Here is a 16502-nt window from a genome sequence, read left to right as displayed (position 1 = left end):
GCCCGCAGGTCAGGGCTTGCGGGCGGTGCAGCGGAAGCGGACCTGCGTGACGTCGACCGGGCCGGAGCCGTGCAGCTCCACGGGCCGCTCGACCTGCGTCGCGACGTCGAACCCCGGCACGGTCCACGGGGTGAGGGCGAGATAGGCGACCACCGCCTCGACGTCGGCGAAGCGGAGCCGCCCCCGCCACTCGTCGGCGGCGTCGACGGTCAGCCCCGCCCGCTCCAGGTCAGGGCGCGCACGGTCGAGGCGGACGTGCGGGTAGAGGGGCTCCGCACCGAACGCGTCGCGCAGCTCGAACGCGTCGCGCCCGTCCACCTGCTGGGTGAGGAACGCGCCGCCCGGGGCCAGGACGCGCGCCACCTCGGCGGCGTCGTACGCCTCGTGCCGCGCCATGAGGACGTCGACGGAGCCGTCGGCGAACGGCATCCGCGGGTCCGCCTCGGCGTCGTACGCGAGCACCGGCACGCCGTAGGGCGCGAGCCGCTCCCGGGCGACCGGCTCGTTCGGCGCCCAGCCCTCCGTCGCGACGACCGTTGCCCCGGACCCGGTCGGCAGCCGGTCCAGCAGCGCGGACAGGCGCTCGCCGCCGCCCGTCCCCAGGTCCACGACGGTGCCTCGCCCCGCGTGCTGCATCGAGGCGAGGCAGTCGGCCTCGAAGTCCCACGGCGGGTCGTCGGAGGTCGTCGCGCCCGCGAGGGCGGCGAAGTCCCAGCCGACCATGGTCGTGCGGCGGTACAGGTCGACCAGCCTGGTCACCAGGTCGTCGGCACGGTCGTCGGCACGGTCGTCGTCATCCGGCGAGGCTAGCCACGCACGCCCGCGAGCGCGCCGCCATTTCCCCGGTAGCGTCGGCACCGCCCGAGGGCCGGGCCGAACGAGGAGGTCACCGTGCGCGTCGCCGTCCTGGACGACTACCAGCGGGTCGCCCACCGCTTCGCCGACTGGGCGAGCCTGGGGGCCGAGGTCGACTTCCTCGACCGCCCGCTGCCCGACGACGACGCGGTGGCCGCGGCGCTCGCGGGGTACGACGTCGTCGTCGCGATGCGGGAGCGCACGCCGTTCACCGCCGCCCGGCTGGCCCGCCTGCCCGACCTGCGGCTGCTCGTGACCACGGGGCGGCAGAACGCGGCGATCGACCTCGACGCGGCACGCGAGCGCGGCGTGGTCGTGTGCGGCACGGAGTCGCCGGCGAACGCGACGCCCGAGCTCACCTGGGCGCTGGTCCTCGCCGTCCTACGGCACGTGCCGGCCGAAGACCGGGCGATGCGCGAGGGCGGGTGGCAGCACACCGTCGGCGGCGACCTGGAGGGTCGACGTCTGGGCATCGTCGGGCTCGGGCGCATCGGCGCGCGCGTGGCGCGGGTCGGGCGGGCGTTCGGGATGGACGTCGTCGCCTGGAGCCAGCGCCTCGACCCGGCGAAGGCCGCGGAGGCGGGGGTGCGCGCCGTCGCGAAGGACGAGCTGTTCGCGACGTCGGACGTCGTCACCGTGCACTACAAGCTGAGCGACCGCAGCCGCGGCATCGTGGGCGCCGACGACCTGGCCCGGATGAAGCCGACCGCCGTGCTCGTCAACACCTCGCGAGGACCGCTCGTGGACACGGACGCCCTGCTCGCCGCGCTGCACGACGGCCGCCTCGGCGGGGCCGGGCTCGACGTGTACGACGTCGAGCCGCTGCCCGCCGACCACCCGCTGCGCTCCGCTCCGCGCACCGTGCTCACGCCGCACCTCGGGTACGTCACCGAGGCGACGTACCGCACCTTCTACGGCCAGGCCGTGGAGGACGTCGCCGCCTGGGCGGCGGGCGCGCCGGTACGGGTGCTGACGTAGGCGTCAGACCGACATGCCCGCGCTGTCGAGGGTCGCGGTGCCCGTGGAGAAGACGGTGAGCAGCCCGCCGAACACGAACAGCATCGCGAACACGACGTAGAGCACCGCGAGCGACGTGAAGATGATCGACAGCCACAGGCCCCACTTGCCGAGGGGGTTGTCGACGCCGGCCTTCTTCGACTCCGACAGCGCCATCGCGGACACGACGATGCCCGCGGGGGAGATGACGAAGGCGAGGATGAAGCCGACGATGCCCATCGTGCGGCCCGGAGGCTCCGGGGCGTAGGCCGGGTACGCCGGGTACGGCGCCTGGGGGTACTGGCCCTGGTACTGGCCCTGGGGGTGCTGGCCTGGTGCGGCCGGGTAGCCCTGCTGCCCGTACGCCTGCTGCGGGTAGGGCTGCTCGGCGTAGCCGGGCTGGGGCTGCTGCTGGCTCGGCTCCTGGTACGGCTGGCCGGGCTGGTACGGATCGCTCACCGGCACAGTCTGACGCAGCGCGGGGTGCAGGTCGAGGGCGCCGTCAGCCCGGGACGGCGCGGGCGTAGCGCGCCGCCAGCACGCGCAGGTGCTCGACCAGCTCGGGCGGTCCGGTGACGTGGAAGTCGAGGCCGAGCAGGCCGATCCAGACCGCGACGACCTCTGCGCTGTCGCCGCCGGTGACGAGCACGGACCGCCCGTCGGGCAGGGGCTGCACCGTGCCGACGGCGGGGTTGATCCGCGCCAGCACCTCCTGCGCCGGCGCGTCGACCACGACGCGCGCGTGGAACGCCCACCCCGTGCGCGCGACCTCCTGCACGACGAACGTGGTGAGGTCGCCGGGGAAGGGGGCCGGGGCGAACCGTCGCCCGCCGGGGGTGCGCAGCCGCAGCCAGTCGACGCGGTAGGGCGCCCAGGCACCGGTGGCCGGGTCGCGGGCGACGAGGAACCACCGCTGCTGCCACGCGACCAGGTGGTGGGGCTCGAGCTCCAGCGGCTCGCCCTGGTAGTCGCAGCGCACGCCCTGGTGGTCGCGGATCGCCGCGGCCAGCGCGGTCAGCTCCTCCGGGTCGACCTCGGGCTCGTCGGTGTACGGGCCGGTGTTCGCCGGGCCGGCCGTCGACGCCGTCCGGAGCGCCGAGACCTGCCGCCGCAGCCGGTCCGGCAGCACCTGCTCCAGCTTGGTGAGCGCGGACTGCCCGGACTCCTCGAAGCCCGCGGTGCCGGTCGCGGCGCGCAGCCCGACGGCGACGGCGACCGCCTCGCCGTCGTCGAGCAGGAGCGGGGGCAGCCGCGCGCCCGCGCCCAGCCGGTAGCGCCCGCCCGGGCCGCGCACGGCGTGGACGGGGTAGCCCAGCTCCCGCAGCCGGGCGACGTCGTTGCGCACCGTGCGGCCGGTGACGTCGAGGCGCTCGGCGAGCTCGGCGCCCGACCAGTCGGGACGCGACTGGAGCAGCCCGAGCAGGGCGAGCAGCCGTGCGGACGTGGAGCCCATCGTGACCTCCGGGAGGGTCGCCGGGGACGTGCCGAGAACTCGTCGGAACTCGTCCAGAGTAGAGGAAAGAACCCTTCCTGAACCGTTCCTATCGTGGGGTTCAGGAGCAGGGGCACGGGCCCCGCTCACGACCTCGGGAGAACGCCATGAACGCCATCCGCCTCGAGACCAGCCCCTTCACCGTCGCCGTCCCGCAGGCCGACCTGGACGACCTGCAGCAGCGCCTCGAGCGCACCCGCTTCGCTCCGGCCGCCCCCGGCGACTCGTGGGAGTACGGCACCCCCGAGTCGTACCTGCGCGACATGGTCGAGCGCTGGAAGGCCTTCGACTGGCGCGCCGTCGAGCGCCGGCTCAACGCCTTCCCGCAGTTCACCACCGAGATCGACGGCCAGCCGCTGCACTTCCTGCACGTGCGCTCGCCGCACCCGGACGCCACGCCGCTGCTGCTCGCCCACACCTACCCCGGCTCGGTGCTCGACCACCTCGACATGATCGACCCGCTCGTCGACCCGGTCGCCCACGGCGGGCGCGCCGAGGACGCGTTCGACGTCGTCGTGCCGTCCATGCCCGGCTTCGGGTTCTCGACGCCGCTGGTGGGCGAGGGCTGGACGATGGCGCGCGTCGCGCGCACCTACGACGCGCTCATGCGGGGGCTCGGCTACGACGCGTACGGCATCCACGGCAGCGACGGCGGGGCGATGGTCTCGCGCGAGCTGGCGGTCCTCGACCCCGAGGGCTTCCTCGGGGCGCACGTGCTGCAGCTCTTCTCGTTCCCGTCCGGCGCGGAGGGGGAGATGGACGGGTTCGGCGAGAAGGAGTTCGCGGCCCTCGGCCACCTCCAGTGGTTCCAGTCGGTCGGCGGGTACAACGTCATGAACGCGTCGCGCCCCCAGACGATGGCGGCCGGCCTGGCCGACTCGCCGGTCGCGACGCTGGCGTACCACGAGCTCTTCGAGAGCTTCGGCAACGGGACGTCGCTCGTGCGCCCGGAGCAGGTGCTGGCCCAGGCCACGCTGTACTGGCTGACCAACACCTATGCGACGGCCGCGCGGTACCACTACGCGGAGCAGCGCTCCGGCGCCGAGCCGGTCGTGAGCACCGGGCGGATCGGCGTCGCCGTCTTCAAGGACGACTTCCAGACGATCCGGGCCCTCGCCGAGCGCGACAACGCGCGGATCGAGCACTGGTCGGAGTTCCCCCGCGGCGGCCACTACGCCGCCCTGGAGGTGCCCGACGACGTCGTCGCCGACCTGCGGGTGTTCTTCGGCTGAGCCGGCCGGACCGTCACTTCGGCAGGCAATGGATCTGTTCGGCAGGGCGACGTGCCGAACAGATCCACTCCTTGCCGAGCAGATCGTCGTGGTGGAATCGACGGGTGTTCACGCGACCCCGCACCCCGCTCGACCTGGTCCCCCGGCGCGTGCGCGTGCACGCCGTCACCGAGCTGACCGGCACGCTGCGCCGCATCGCGTTCCGCGACGTCGACGGCGCGGACCCGGGCGCGCCGACGTCGCTCGCGGCGCTCCGGGCGCCCGGACCGGAGGACCACGTCAAGGTCTTCCTGCCCGACCCCGCCACCGGGGAGCTGCACGCGCCGGTCCTGGCCGCGGACGGCGGGTTGCAGCGCCCGACCGGCGTCGTCTCCATCTCGCGGGACCTCACCGTGCGTGCCGTGCGGACGGTCGACGGCGCGGCCGAGGTCGACGTCGACTGGGTGCTGCACGGCGACGAGGGGCCGGCGTCCGCCTGGGCGGCGCGGGCGGCGGCTGGCGACGAGGTCGTGCTCGTCGGGCCGCGCGGCAGCGTGGGCGTGCCGGACGGGATCGGCCGGCTGACCCTGGCCGGCGACGAGACCGGCCTGCCGGCCCTCGCGCGCTGGGTGGCCGCCGTCGGGGCCGACGTGCCGGTGACCGCGATCGTCGAGATCGGCGACGACGTCGAGGAGGACGTCGTCGAGGGGGAGCTGGGGCGCGCGGACGTCGAGATCCTCTACCGCGCCGACGGCCCCGGCCAGCTCGCGGAGGCCGTGCGCTCGCTCGGCGGGCTGGAGCCCGACGAGCTGTTCGTGGGGCTCGGCGAGGCGGACGACCTCGTGCCCGTGCGCCGCTACCTCCGGCGCGAGCTGGGGCTGCCTGCCGAGCAGGTGCACGTCTCCGGCTACTGGCGGCGCGGCACGGTCAACCTCGACCACCACCTGCCCCTCGACCCGAGCGACCCGGACTGAGCCGGCGAGGAGTCAGGCTGCGGCGCTCTCCGTCTCGCCGCGCAGGGCGTCGATCTGCTCCTGCAGCGTGGACAGCAGGTCGGCGACCTTCTCGGAGCCGCTCTCCCGCGCCTCGTCGGTCACGTGCTTCACCTCGGCGGACGCCGCCTCGAGCGCCACCTGTGCGTCCTCGAGCGCGACCACGGCGCCGTCCTGGGACTGCTCGGCCCGCGCGAGCGCGTCGCGCGCCTCGTCGGTCGCGGCCTGGGCGGAGGCCATCGCGTTCGTGACGTCGGTGCGGAGCTCGTCGGGGATACCGGTCACCTGCTCCTCGATGCGCTGCAGGTCGGAGTCGATGGCCTCCGCCTGGCTCTGCGCGTCGGCGATGAACTGTTCGACGTCGGCGGGCGCGGAACACGCGCCGAGCATCATCGCGAGGGCGAGGAGGCTCGCCGCGGCGAGACGGGTCGTCGTCTTGCCCTTCGTGGTGCTCGTCGTCGCTGACGTCATGGCCACGATTCTGCCCTGCCAACCTGAACATTCCCTTATAGGGCCGTGGAGATCTTGCACACAGGTGGCCCTCCCGGCTGACCAGGACGGCAGCGCCGCGCGGCGGCAGGATGACGCCATGACCGCGCTGACGACGCCCGAGCTGACGGACCTCTACACCGACCTGCACGCCCACCCGGAGCTCGGGTTCGCCGAGCACCGCACGGCCGGGATCGTGGCCGACCGGCTGCGCGGCTGGGGCTACGACGTGCACGAGGGCATCGGCGGGACCGGCGTCGCCGGGGTCCTGGCGAACGGCGCCGGGCCGCGCGTGCTGCTGCGCGCAGACATGGACGGGCTGCCGGTCACCGAGAGGACCGGCCTGCCGTACGCGTCGACCCAGGTCACGACGGCCGCCGACGGCCAGGAGACCGGCGTCATGCACGCCTGCGGCCACGACGTGCACGTCACCTGCCTGCTCGGTGCCGCGGCCGAGCTCGCCGCGCGCCGGGGCGAGTGGTCGGGCACGCTCCTGCTCGTCTTCCAGCCGGCGGAGGAGCTGGGCAACGGCGCGCGGGCCATGCTCGACGACGGCCTGTACGCGACCGTCGGCGGCGCGCCCGACGTCGTGCTCGGCCAGCACGTCATGCCCACGCCCGCCGGCGTGGTGAGCGTGACCCCGGGCGTCGCGATGTCGGCCACGGACTCCCTGCGGATCACGCTGCACGGCCGCGGCGGGCACGGGTCGATGCCGGAGACCACCGTGGACCCGGTGCTCATGGCCGCGGCGACGGTGCAGCGGCTGCAGGGCGTCGTGTCCCGCGAGGTCGCGGCGGGCGACTCGGCGGTCGTGACGGTCGGCGCGATCCGCGCCGGGACCCAGCCGAACATCATCCCGGACCGGGCCGAGCTGCTGGTCAACGTGCGGACCTTCACGGAGCCGGTGCGCGAGCGCGTGCTCGGCGCGATCCGTCGCATCGTGGCGGCCGAGGCCGCCGCCTCGGGCGCCACCGAGGACCCCGACGTCGAGACGATCACCACCTTCGCGGCCATGGTCAACGACCCCGAGGCGGCCGAGCGCACCCGGCCGGTGCTGGCCGCCGCGCTCGAGGGGCAGCGGGCGCTGATCGAGGCCGTCGGCGGCCGGCCCGTCGTCCTCACCCTGCCGCCGATGGCGGCGTCGGAGGACGTCGGCGAGCTGGCCACCGACGCCGGGGCGCCCCTCGTGTACTGGTTCCTGGGTGGCTTCGACCCGGCCCGGTTCGCGGGCGTCGACCTGGCGGCCGGCCGGCTCCCCGAGGGCGTCGCGTCCAACCACTCGCCGTTCTTCGCCCCCACGCCCGAGCCGACCCTCGACCTCGGCGTCGCGACCCTCGTCGCCGCCGCCCAGGAGTGGCTGGACTGAACCGCTCGATGCTCCTCGGGTGGGTCAGCGCGCGCCCAGGCGGCGGCTGATCTCGGCGGCGGCACGGCCGGCCGCGGCGGCGAGCTCGTCGCGCCGGGCGGCGTCGACGTCGTCGGACCAGAACGTCAGCGCGACCCCCGCCACGGGGTGGCCGGTGTGATCGAGCGCCGCGTGGGCGACGGACGCGAGGCCGGTCGTGACCTCGCCGTCCTCGGTGGCGTGGCCGCGGCGGCGGGTGTCACGCAGCACCTCGCGCAGGTCGCGCAAGGTGCGCGGCCCGACGCCGGTGCGGTCGGCGAGCGCCGCGGCCGACGGGAACAGCGCCCGCACCTGCGGGGCGGGCAGCAGCGCCAGCACCGCGCGCCCGCTGGCCGTGAGGTGGCTGGGGAGGCGCACGTCGACGTCGGTCACGAGGCTGGGCCGGTGCGGGGCGCGCTGCTCCACGAGGTACAGCACCTCCCGCCCGTGCAGGACGGCGAGGTGCGCGCTCTCGCCCGTCGTCTCGACCAGCCGCGCGACGACGGGGCGCGCCAGCCGGGCCAGGGGCGCCTGCCGCGCGTACGCCGAGCCGAGCGACAGCGACGCCGTCCCGAGGCCGTACCGGTGCTCCTCCGGCAGGTGGGTCACGAAACCCTCGTCCACCAGTACCGACAGCAGGTGGTAGACGGTGGACCGCGGCAGGGCCAGGTGCTGCGCGACCGCCGCCGCGGGAACGGGGCCCGCCTGTGCGGCCAGGTACGTCAGCACCCGGAGCGTGCTGCGCGCCGCGGGGACGTCCGCCATCGTGCGCCCTCCTCGAACTACCTCGGCGAGAACGGAACTACCTCGGTGCGGTAGGTGTCTGGGATCTCAGACTGAACCTCGCCGGAACCCGTGTCCAACGAGGCATCGACGGTGTGTGCTGGCCGCATGACCGTCACCACCACCCGTGCCGTCGTCGAGCTGAGCGGCGACCCCCTGACCGTCGACGCCGTCGTCGCGGTCGCCCGCCACGGCGCGCAGGTCCACCTCACCGACCGCGCGCTGGCGGGGATGGCCGCGAGCCGCGCCGTCGTCGAGGACCTCGCCGACGACGCGCGCCCGCACTACGGCGTCTCCACCGGCTTCGGCGCCCTCGCCCGCCGCCACATCCCCACCGACAAGCGGGCGCAGCTGCAGCTCGGGCTGGTGCGCTCGCACGCCGCGGGCAGCGGGCCCGAGGTGGAGCGCGAGGTGGTGCGTGCGCTGCAGCTGCTGCGGCTGGCCACCCTCGCAACCGGCCGGACGGGCGCCCGCCCGGTGGTCGCGGAGACGTACGCGGCGATGCTCAACGCCGGCATCACGCCCGTCGTGCACGAGTACGGGTCGCTCGGCTGCTCCGGCGACCTCGCGCCGCTGGCGCACGTGGCCCTCGCTGCGCTCGGGGAGGGGCCGGTGCGAGGAGCGGACGGCGAGCGCGTCGACGCCGCCGAGGCGCTCGCGGCGGCGGGGATCGCGCCGCTGGAGCTGCGCGAGAAGGAGGGCCTGGCCCTCATCAACGGCACCGACGGCATGCTCGGCATGCTGTGCCTCGCGCTCGACGACCTGCACCGCCTGCTCACGACGGCGGACGTCGCCGCGGCGTCGAGCGTGGAGGCGCTGCTCGGCTCGGACGCGCCGTTCGCCGAGGACCTGGTGGGGATGCGGCCGCACCCGGGGCAGGCGGCGTCCGCCGCGAACCTGCGGGCGCTGCTCGCCGGGTCGCCCGTGGTCGCGAGCCACCGCACCTTCGACGCCGAGGGCCGGCCCGAGTGCACCCGCGTGCAGGACGCGTACTCGCTGCGCTGCGCGCCGCAGGTGCACGGCGCCGCGCGGGACACCGTCGAGCACGCGGCGTCGGTCGCGGGCCGCGAGCTCGCGTCGGCCATCGACAACCCCGTCGTCACCGTGGACGGCCGGGTCGAGTCCAACGGCAACTTCCACGGCGCGCCCGTCGCCTATGTACTGGACTTCCTCGCGATCGCCGTGGCCGACGTCGCGAGCATGAGCGAGCGCCGCACCGACCGGTTCCTCGACGTCGCGCGCAACGAGGGACTGCCCGCGTTCCTCGCGGACGACCCGGGCGTCGACTCGGGCCTGATGATCGCCCAGTACACGGCCGCCGGGATCGTCTCGGAGCTCAAGCGGCTGGCCGCGCCGGCGAGCGTCGACTCCATCCCCTCGTCGGCGATGCAGGAGGACCACGTGTCCATGGGCTGGGCCGGGGCGCGCAAGCTGCGCCGCGCCGTCGACGGCCTGGGCCGCGTGCTCGCCGTCGAGCTCATGACCACCGCCCGCGCCCTCGACCTGCGCTGCACCCCCGAGACGGGCCTGGCGCCCGCCGCGGGCACCGGCGCCGTGCACGCGCTGCTGCGCACCGCCGTCCGCGGGCCCGGGCCGGACCGGTTCCTCGCCCCCGAGATCGAGGCCGTGACGCGGCTCGTCGCCGACGGCGAGGTCACCGCCGTCGCGAGCGCCGCCGTCGGCCCGCTCCGCTGACCGCCCCGCACGACCTCCCGAAGGAGACGACGATGTCCCACGCCATGTCCTACGACCGGGGGACCCCCGTCCCCGTCCGTGCGCCGCGCGGCACGACGCTCACCGCCCGCAGCTGGCAGACCGAGGCGCCGCTGCGGATGCTCATGAACAACCTCGACCCGGAGGTGGCGGAGCGCCCCGACGACCTGGTCGTCTACGGCGGCACCGGTCGCGCGGCGCGCGACTGGCCGAGCTTCCACGCCATCGTCCGCACGCTCACGACGCTGGGCGAGGACGAGACGCTGCTGGTGCAGTCCGGCAAGCCGGTGGGCGTGCTGCGCACGCACGAGTGGGCGCCGCGCGTGCTCATCGCGAACAGCAACCTCGTGGGCGACTGGGCCACGTGGCCGGAGTTCCGGAGGCTCGAGGCGCAGGGCCTGACGATGTACGGCCAGATGACGGCCGGGTCGTGGATCTACATCGGCGCGCAGGGCATCCTCCAGGGCACGTACGAGACGCTCGCCGCGGTGGCCGCGAAGCGGTTCGGCGGCACGCTCGCCGGGACCCTCACGCTCACCGGCGGCTGCGGCGGCATGGGCGGCGCGCAGCCGCTGGCCGTCACGCTCAACGGCGGCGTGTGCCTGGTGGTCGACGTCGACCGGTCGCGCCTGGACCGGCGGGTGCGCGAGCGCTACCTCGACGAGGTCGCGGACGACCTGGACGACGCCGTCCGGCGCGTCGAGGCCGCGAAGGCGGAGCGCCGGGCGCTGTCCGTCGGCGTCGAGGGCAACAGCGCCGAGGTCGTGCCGGAGCTGCTGCGCCGGGGCGTCGCGGTGGACGTGGTCACGGACCAGACGTCGGCGCACGACCCGCTGTCGTACCTGCCCGTCGGCGTCCCCGTCGACGAGTGGCACGACTACGCGGCCGCCAAGCCGGAGGAGTTCACCGACCGGGCGCGCGAGTCGATGGCGCGGCACGTGGAGGGCATGGTCGGCTTCCTCGACGCGGGCGCGGAGGTGTTCGACTACGGCAACTCGATCCGCGACGAGGCGCGCCGCGGCGGCTTCGACCGGGCCTTCGACTTCCCGGGCTTCGTCCCCGCCTACATCCGGCCGCTGTTCGCGCAGGGCAAGGGTCCGTTCCGCTGGGCCGCGCTGTCCGGCGACCCGCGCGACATCGCCGCCACCGACCGGGCCGTACTCGACCTCTTCCCGGACGACGACCACCTGCACCGCTGGATCCGCGCCGCCCAGGAGCGCGTCGCGTTCCAGGGGCTGCCCGCCCGCATCTGCTGGCTCGGGCACGGCGAGCGCGACCGCGCGGGGCTGGCGTTCAACGACCTCGTCGCGTCCGGCCAGGTGAGCGCGCCCGTCGTCATCGGCCGCGACCACCTCGACTCCGGCTCCGTCGCCTCCCCGTACCGGGAGACGGAGGGCATGGCCGACGGCTCCGACGCCATCGCCGACTGGCCGCTGCTCAACGCGCTCACCGCCGCGTCGTCGGGGGCCACCTGGGTGTCGCTGCACCACGGCGGAGGCGTCGGGATGGGGCGGTCGATCCATGCCGGGCAGGTGTCGGTCGCGGACGGCACCGACCTCGCGGCGCAGAAGCTCGCGCGGGTGCTCTCCAACGACCCGGGGCTGGGCGTGCTGCGGCACGTCGACGCCGGCTACGAGGACGCCGCGGCCGCCGCGTCGCGGGGCGGGCTGCGCGTCCCGATGCGAGAGTCGTAGGCATGCGCGAGGTGGAGCACCCGGGCGGGTCGCACCCGGCCACGCTGATCCTGGGGATCGGCGAGCTGACGACCAACGACCCGTCGCTCGGCGACGCCGGCGACCCGACCGGCCTCCTTCGCGACGCCGCGCTGCTGCTCGACGGCGGCCGCGTGGCCTGGGCGGGCCCGGAGAGCGCGTGCGCCGACGGCGTGGAGCAGGCGCTCGGCCGCGCGCCGGACCGCGTCGTCGGGGTGGACGGGCGCGCGGTGGTCCCCGGCTTCGTGGACTCGCACAGCCACCTGGTGTTCGCCGGCGACCGGTCCGCGGAGTTCGAGGCGCGGATGGCCGGCCGCCCGTACGCGGCGGGCGGTATCCGCACCACGGTCGCGGCGACGCGGGCGGCGTCGGACGACGCGCTGCGGGCCGGGCTCCGCCGGCACGTCGACCAGGCGCTGACGCAGGGCACCACGACCCTCGAGACCAAGAGCGGCTACGGGCTGAGCGTCGCCGACGAGGAGCGTGGCGTGCGCCTCGCGCGCGAGGTCACCGACGAGGTGACGTTCCTCGGCGCGCACGTGGTGCCGCCCGAGTTCGCCGGCGACGCCGGAGGGGCCGACGCCTACGTCGACCTCGTCGTCGGGGACATGCTCGCCGCCTGCGCCCCGCACGCGCGCTGGGTGGACGTGTTCTGCGAGACGGGTGCCTTCACGCCCGAGCAGTCGCGTCGCGTGCTGGAGGCCGGCGCCGCCGCGGGCCTCGGCGTGCGCGTGCACGCGAACCAGCTCGGCCCGGGGGAGGGCGTGCGGCTCGCCGTCGACCTGGGCGCCGCCGCCGTCGACCACTGCACGTACCTGTCCGACGACGACGTCGCGGCGCTCGCGGGCTCGTGGTCGGGGTCCGGTGACGCGCAGGGGACCGTCGCGACGCTGCTGCCGGGCGTCGAGTTCTCCACCCGCCAGCCGTACCCCGACGCGCGCCGCCTCCTCGACGCCGGCGCCGTCGTCGCGCTGGCCAGCGACTGCAACCCCGGCTCGTCGTACACGAGCTCGATGCCGCTCATGGTGGCGCTCGCGGTACGGGAGATGGGCATGACCGTCGCCGAGGCCGTCTGGGCCGCCACGTCCGGCGGCGCCCGCGCCCTGCGGCGCGACGACGTGGGGCACCTCGCGCCCGGCGCCCGCGCCGACGTCGTCGTCCTCGACGCCCCCAGCCGCACGCACCTCGCCTACCGCCCCGGCGTCCCGCTGGTGCACGGGGTGTGGCACGCCGGCCGGGACGTCGTGCACCCGCCGAGGTAGCTCCCTTCCCGCCGAGGTAGTCCAGATCCTCGCGAGGTAGCTCCCTTCCCGCCGAGGTAGCCCGGTTCGTGGAAGATAAGGGAGGTTTTGTCCCTTGAGTCCGAACTACCTCGGCGCGGATCGAACTACCTCGGCGAGAACCTGACTACCTCGCGAGGATCTGGACTACCTCGGCGGGAAGGGAGCTACCTCGGGCGGAGGGCGACGCCGGCGAGGACCTCCAGCACGCAGAGGGCGGCGAGGCGGACGGTGCGGCCGTCGGGGGCGTCGGCGGTGGCGTCCACCTCGGCGAGGTCGACGGAGCGGACGCGCGGGTCGGCGGCCGCGGCGCGGACGAGGGCACGCAGCTCCCAGGCGGCGAGCCCGCCCGGCACGGACGCGGGGCAGCCGGGGGCGACGGAGCGGTCGCAGACGTCCACGTCGACGTCCAGGTGCACCGGCCCGCCCGCGGCGCCGGCGACGTCCAGGGCCTCGCGGACGACGTCGGCCAGCCCGGCGGCGCCGTTGCCGCGGGCGCGCAGGTCGTCGAGCGTCACGACCGTGATCCCCAGGTCGCGCGCCCGGCGCGCGTAGGCGGCGCTGTTGGCGAAGTCCGCGATGCCGACCTGGACGACGCGCGCCGGGTCCAGCCCGGCCTCGACCAGCCGCCGCACCGGCGAGCCGTTGGAGACGCCGTCGCGCAGGTCGTAGTGGGCGTCGAACGTGACCAGCCCGGCCGTCGGGAGGTCGTCGCCCCACGCGCCGAGGGCCACCGGCACGGTGAGCGCGTTGTCTCCGCCCAGCGCGACGACGGCGCGGGCGCCCGCCAGCGCTGCCCCCACCGCGGCCCGCGCGCGGGCCTCGCCCTCCGGGCCGTCGGGCTCGTCGACGTCGCCGTGGTCGACGACGTCGAGCTCGCCGAGGTCGACCGGCACGCCGTCCGGCCCGGTGATCAGCGCGGGGCTGTAGCGGCGCAGCGCGTCGCGCACCGCGGCGGGCGTCGCGTGCGCGCCCGTCGTCGACAGCGAGGTGCGCCAGGTGGGGACGCCGACCAGGGCCAGGTCGGTGCGCGAGCCCGTCGGTGCAGGCCAGCCGCCCGCGCGGGGCCAGAGCGGGTCGTGGGGCAGGGGAACGGAGGTCACCTGCCGACCGTACGACCACGATGAGGTGCCTCACATACCCAGGGCATCTTCTGTGATTCGTGGTGGGCCGCTGCTAGGGTGCGATATTCGTAGGTTCGATACCTTCGTTCGATCATGTCGATCATTCGATCGCCTGATCCTCCCCTTCCTCGATCGTGCATGGAGCTCCCGTGACCGTCAGCGTCCCCGAGAGGACCGACCTCACCGCGCGTCTCGACGTCGACTTCCGTCGCGTCGCCAGTGCGCTGTGTCGGTGAACCCTCCGCGTCGCTGACCGCGCGCTGACCGTCGTCGCCGCCGACGACGCCCCGCAACACGCACCCGCCCGAGAGTCACGGGCCCGTGGCGTGTCACCGCACCTCCGTGCATCCCCCCGATCACCCGGACGGCAGCGTGCTGCCGCCGTCCACACCCCGGCGCCCTCCGGCGCCCGAGGCGAAAGGTTCCTCCCGTGTCCTCCGCAACCAAGGTCCCCGGCGCGCAGCCGCGCGAACGCAAGGGGCTGCGCTTCCCGTCGTTCTCGGTCCAGATCCTGCTGGGCCTCGCGCTCGGCGTGCTGCTCGGCTGGCTGGCGCTGTCCCTCGGCCCGCAGGCCGACGGCGAGACGCCCAACGGCCTGACCACGACGCTCGACACCATCGGCTCGTCGTTCGTCACCCTGCTCAAGGCGATCGTGCCGCCGCTGATCTTCACGGCGATCGTCGCGTCGATCGCCAACCTGCGCACCGTCACGAACGCGGCCCGCCTGGCCGGTCAGACGCTGCTCTGGTTCGCCATCACCGCCGCGATCTCCGTGGCGATCGGCATCGGCCTGGGCCTCGTGTTCCAGCCCGGCCACAACACCACGCTGTCGGTGGCCGACGGCGCGGAGCCGTCCAGCACCGGCACGTGGATGGACTTCCTCAACGGCCTCATCCCGACCAACGTGCTCGGCCTGGGTGCCTCGACGTCGGTCGAGGCCGGCGCCGACGGCGCGCTGAGCGCCGAGACCGGCATCAGCTTCAACGTGCTGCAGATCCTCGTCGTCGCGCTGGTCATCGGCATCGCCGCGCTGAAGTCGGGCGCCAAGGCCGACCCGTTCCTCGCGTTCAACAGGTCCGCGCTCTCCATCGTGCAGAAGGTCCTGTGGTGGATCATCCGCCTGGCGCCGCTGGGCACGATGGGCCTCATCGGCAACGCCGTCGCCACCTACGGCTGGGAGTCGCTGCGCTCGCTCGCCTCGTTCTCCGTGGCGATCTACGTGGGGCTCGCCCTCGTGCTGTTCGTCGTCTACCCGGTGCTGCTCAAGGCCAACGGCCTCGGCGTCGTCGCCTGGTTCAAGGGCGCCTGGCCCGCGATCCAGCTCGCGTTCGTCTCCCGCTCGTCGGTGGGCACGATGCCCGTGACGCAGCGCGTCACCGAGCGCAACCTCGGCGTGCCGAGCGAGTACGCGTCGTTCGCCGTGCCGCTGGGCTCGACGACGAAGATGGACGGTTGCGCCTCGATCTACCCGGCGATCTCCGCGATCTTCGTGGCGCAGATCTTCGGCATCGACCTGTCGGTGACCGACTACCTGCTCATCGCGTTCGTGTCCGTGGTGGGCTCCGCCGCGACCGCCGGCCTCACCGGCGCGATGGTCATGCTGACCCTCACGCTGTCCACCCTGGGCCTGCCGCTGGCCGGCGTGGGCCTGCTGCTGGCCGTCGACCCGATCCTCGACATGGGCCGCACCGCGGTGAACGTCGCGGGGCAGACGCTGGTCCCGACCATCGTCGCCAAGCGCGAGGGCATCCTCGACCTCGAGCAGTACCGCGCCGCGTCGTCGGAGCACCTGTTCGACGAGGACGAGGCCGAGCAGGACGGGGTGCAGGACGACTCCCGCGAGCCGGTCGGCGCCGGCGCGAAGGCCTGACGCCCCACAGCACGTGACGGAGGCCCGGCAGGGGACACCTGCCGGGCCTCCGTCGTGTCCCGGGACGGGCTACCGCAGGAGGTCGGCCGCCTCGACCAGCCCCGCGCACGGGATCGCGAGCACGTCACCGCGCCGCAGGTCGCGGGGCAGGCGGACGACCGGCCCGCCGCGGCCCGGGGCCGGGTGCACGGTGAACGGGCGCAGCGGCTCCGGCGACGACCGGCCGACGAGCCGCGCGCGGTCGAGCAGGACGGCGCACCCGCCGAGGTCGGCGTCGAGCCAGGCCTGCCGCGCGTCGTCCCCGAGCCTGGGGACGGCGTCCACCACGTGCGCCAGCACGACCGTCCGCGGCGCGGCGTCGCCCCAGTAGCGGTCGACCCGCGTGACGTCCGCGCCCACCGGGACGTAGACGCGCGGGGTGGGGTAGTGCTCGGCGAGCCGGGCCAGGCTGGTGCGGTCGACGAGCACGTCGTCGCCGGTGAGCTCGGTGCCGTCGGGCCACCCCTCGAGCGCTGCGTGCCGGGGGTGGACCAGGGTGGTGAACAGCGTCGTGAGGCTCATGCCTCCGGTCTACTGCGGCTCGGGCGCGCGGGACCCGGAC

The 16502-nt window shown here is 75.0% G+C and carries 15 protein-coding genes; 8 read left to right on the top strand and 7 right to left on the bottom strand.

Annotated features, from left to right (window positions below; translation table 11 throughout):
- Positions 1–9: 9 nt before the first annotated feature.
- Complete coding sequence (locus tag ACFQ80_RS03545) at positions 10–759, bottom strand: class I SAM-dependent methyltransferase (RefSeq protein ID WP_430562574.1); 750 nt, start codon at positions 757–759, stop codon at positions 10–12.
- 132 nt (positions 760–891) lie between these two features.
- Here ACFQ80_RS03545 and ACFQ80_RS03540 point away from each other — a divergent pair, with 132 nt between their 5' ends.
- Positions 892–1833, top strand: a complete 942-nt coding sequence (locus ACFQ80_RS03540; protein WP_430562573.1) for a D-2-hydroxyacid dehydrogenase family protein — start codon at positions 892–894, stop codon at positions 1831–1833.
- Positions 1834–1836: 3 nt separating this feature from the next.
- Here ACFQ80_RS03540 and ACFQ80_RS03535 read toward each other — a convergent pair whose 3' ends face one another.
- Positions 1837–2310: a hypothetical protein gene (locus ACFQ80_RS03535; RefSeq protein ID WP_430550864.1), complete on the bottom strand. Its 474-nt coding sequence runs from the start codon at positions 2308–2310 to the stop codon at positions 1837–1839.
- 43 nt (positions 2311–2353) lie between these two features.
- Positions 2354–3304: a helix-turn-helix transcriptional regulator gene (locus ACFQ80_RS03530; RefSeq protein ID WP_430550865.1), complete on the bottom strand. Its 951-nt coding sequence runs from the start codon at positions 3302–3304 to the stop codon at positions 2354–2356.
- Between the two features lie 146 nt (positions 3305–3450).
- Here ACFQ80_RS03530 and ACFQ80_RS03525 point away from each other — a divergent pair, with 146 nt between their 5' ends.
- Positions 3451–4575 carry an epoxide hydrolase family protein gene (locus ACFQ80_RS03525; RefSeq protein WP_430562572.1) on the top strand — a complete coding sequence of 375 codons (1125 nt, stop codon included), beginning with the start codon at positions 3451–3453 and terminating at the stop codon, positions 4573–4575.
- 104 nt (positions 4576–4679) lie between these two features.
- Positions 4680–5528 (top strand): siderophore-interacting protein, encoded by an 849-nt coding sequence (locus tag ACFQ80_RS03520; protein WP_430562571.1) that lies wholly within the window; start codon positions 4680–4682, stop codon positions 5526–5528.
- Positions 5529–5540: 12 nt separating this feature from the next.
- Here the strand turns inward: ACFQ80_RS03520 and ACFQ80_RS03515 are convergent, their stop codons facing one another.
- Positions 5541–6017: a hypothetical protein gene (locus tag ACFQ80_RS03515; RefSeq protein WP_430550868.1), complete on the bottom strand. Its 477-nt coding sequence runs from the start codon at positions 6015–6017 to the stop codon at positions 5541–5543.
- 118 nt (positions 6018–6135) lie between these two features.
- Between ACFQ80_RS03515 and ACFQ80_RS03510 the strand changes: the two genes are divergently transcribed.
- The gene (locus tag ACFQ80_RS03510; protein WP_430562570.1) at positions 6136–7401 is read left to right on the top strand and encodes an amidohydrolase; all 1266 of its coding nucleotides are present in this window, start codon (positions 6136–6138) and stop codon (positions 7399–7401) included.
- A gap of 24 nt (positions 7402–7425) precedes the next feature.
- On the opposite strand, the gene ACFQ80_RS03505 is transcribed toward ACFQ80_RS03510, so the two are convergent.
- Positions 7426–8184: an IclR family transcriptional regulator gene (locus ACFQ80_RS03505; protein WP_430550870.1), complete on the bottom strand. Its 759-nt coding sequence runs from the start codon at positions 8182–8184 to the stop codon at positions 7426–7428.
- A gap of 126 nt (positions 8185–8310) precedes the next feature.
- Here ACFQ80_RS03505 and hutH point away from each other — a divergent pair, with 126 nt between their 5' ends.
- From hutH to hutI, 3 genes are read left to right on the top strand one after another with little or no spacing between them, the layout of a single operon-like run.
- The gene (gene hutH, locus ACFQ80_RS03500) at positions 8311–9897 is read left to right on the top strand and encodes a histidine ammonia-lyase (protein ID WP_430562569.1); all 1587 of its coding nucleotides are present in this window, start codon (positions 8311–8313) and stop codon (positions 9895–9897) included.
- Between the two features lie 32 nt (positions 9898–9929).
- Entirely contained in the window at positions 9930–11609 is a 1680-nt protein-coding gene (gene hutU / locus ACFQ80_RS03495) for a urocanate hydratase (protein ID WP_430562568.1), read from the top strand.
- Positions 11610–11611: 2 nt separating this feature from the next.
- Entirely contained in the window at positions 11612–12889 is a 1278-nt protein-coding gene (gene hutI / locus ACFQ80_RS03490; protein ID WP_430562567.1) for an imidazolonepropionase, read from the top strand.
- A gap of 185 nt (positions 12890–13074) precedes the next feature.
- On the opposite strand, the gene ACFQ80_RS03485 is transcribed toward hutI, so the two are convergent.
- Positions 13075–14010, bottom strand: coding sequence for an arginase family protein (locus ACFQ80_RS03485; protein WP_430562566.1), 936 nt, complete (start codon positions 14008–14010; stop codon positions 13075–13077).
- A gap of 451 nt (positions 14011–14461) precedes the next feature.
- Between ACFQ80_RS03485 and ACFQ80_RS03480 the strand changes: the two genes are divergently transcribed.
- Positions 14462–15901, top strand: coding sequence for a dicarboxylate/amino acid:cation symporter (locus ACFQ80_RS03480; RefSeq protein WP_430562565.1), 1440 nt, complete (start codon positions 14462–14464; stop codon positions 15899–15901).
- 69 nt (positions 15902–15970) lie between these two features.
- On the opposite strand, the gene ACFQ80_RS03475 is transcribed toward ACFQ80_RS03480, so the two are convergent.
- Positions 15971–16462 carry a hypothetical protein gene (locus ACFQ80_RS03475; RefSeq protein ID WP_430562564.1) on the bottom strand — a complete coding sequence of 164 codons (492 nt, stop codon included), beginning with the start codon at positions 16460–16462 and terminating at the stop codon, positions 15971–15973.
- Positions 16463–16502: the final 40 nt, after the last annotated feature.

Origin of the sequence: Isoptericola sp. NPDC056578 (assembly GCF_042793275.1) — a bacterium.
In the GTDB taxonomy this organism is placed as follows: Bacteria; Actinomycetota; Actinomycetes; order Actinomycetales; family Cellulomonadaceae; genus Isoptericola.
The sequence above is the reverse complement of the archived record's forward strand: the minus strand, read 5'-3'. Positions and strand labels throughout refer to the sequence as shown.